This window comes from Neobacillus drentensis, assembly GCF_036966985.1.
In the GTDB taxonomy this organism is placed as follows: Bacteria; Bacillota; Bacilli; order Bacillales; family Cytobacillaceae; genus Neobacillus; species Neobacillus drentensis_E.
In genome coordinates, this window is the sequence record NZ_JBALSN010000537.1 from 1 (window position 1) to 1,072 (window position 1,072).

At 31.0% G+C, this 1,072-nt stretch carries 1 protein-coding gene; it reads right to left on the reverse strand.

The annotated features are described in order from the left end of the window. Positions 1-127 precede the first annotated feature (127 nt). On the reverse strand, positions 128-991 hold the full coding sequence (locus tag V7659_RS27390; protein ID WP_335543235.1) for a LysR family transcriptional regulator: 864 nt from the start codon (positions 989-991) through the stop codon (positions 128-130). Positions 992-1,072 lie beyond the last annotated feature (81 nt).

A 1,072-nucleotide genomic window follows, 5' to 3' on the forward strand; every position in this document is an offset into this window, starting at 1 on the left:
GTATTACTAAAAAAAAACTTATAATCAACTTGAACACTATGTATAAATAACTTTCATAGGTAGTGTATTAATCAAATAAAGACAAAGAAGTAAAGAAATAATTCTTTGTCCCTACAGATCTATTTATTTATAAATTAGAATTTTGGTTTAAGAAATCAACAAAGTTTTTTACAGTTGAAAGTTGTAATGCTTCCTTGTTATACATTAAACATGTACTTCTTAATACGGGTGTATCATTTTTGTAAGACAATCCATATGTATATAAATTATCAGAGGGTTGTAAACAAATTTCAGGCAATATGGCAACCCCTAAATCATTTTTAACCATTTCCTTGCACGTTTCCTGCCTGTCTATTTCCATTGTTACCACCGGTGGTTCAGAAAATCGATCGTGCCACCAGCCATTGATAAGATTTTTTAGGGAACTATCTGTTTGATAATGAATAAAAGGGAGTTCAGGCAATTTATTGATGTCAATTTCATGTTTGGATATAAGGTAAAGCCTTTCCTCATGCAGTATTGTTTTGACTCCATACCAATCATAATTTCCACGCAGTATTCCCAATTGAACACTTGATGAATTAAGCAAGTTCATAATACCGGTACTCCAGCCTGTATGCACACTAAACTGTACGTTAGGATACTCAATAGAGAACTTCTTTAATAGTTTGGGAAGTTTATATTGAGCAAAGTTACTTGATACTCCTATCCTTAATGTTCCTCTTACTTCCTCCCGCATATTTAGCATATAATCTTTTGTCTGCTGAAGTTTTTTTATCATTTCTTCAGCATATTCAGCTAAATAAACACCTTCAGAAGTAAATTCGGTTCCCCCTTTTATCTTGTAAAACAATTCAGTCCCCAGTTCTTTTTCTAAATTCTTTAATCGGTATGTTAAAGCAGGCTGTGATATAAATAATCGTTCCGATGCCCGACTAATATTTTTTTCTTCATACAAAACTTTAATTGCAACCCAATCTTTCTCATCCATATGAAACCCCATTCCTTTTTATATTATAAGTTTTTTTTTATATTTTTTAATAAAATTATCTATTTTACTTATGATCTAGTT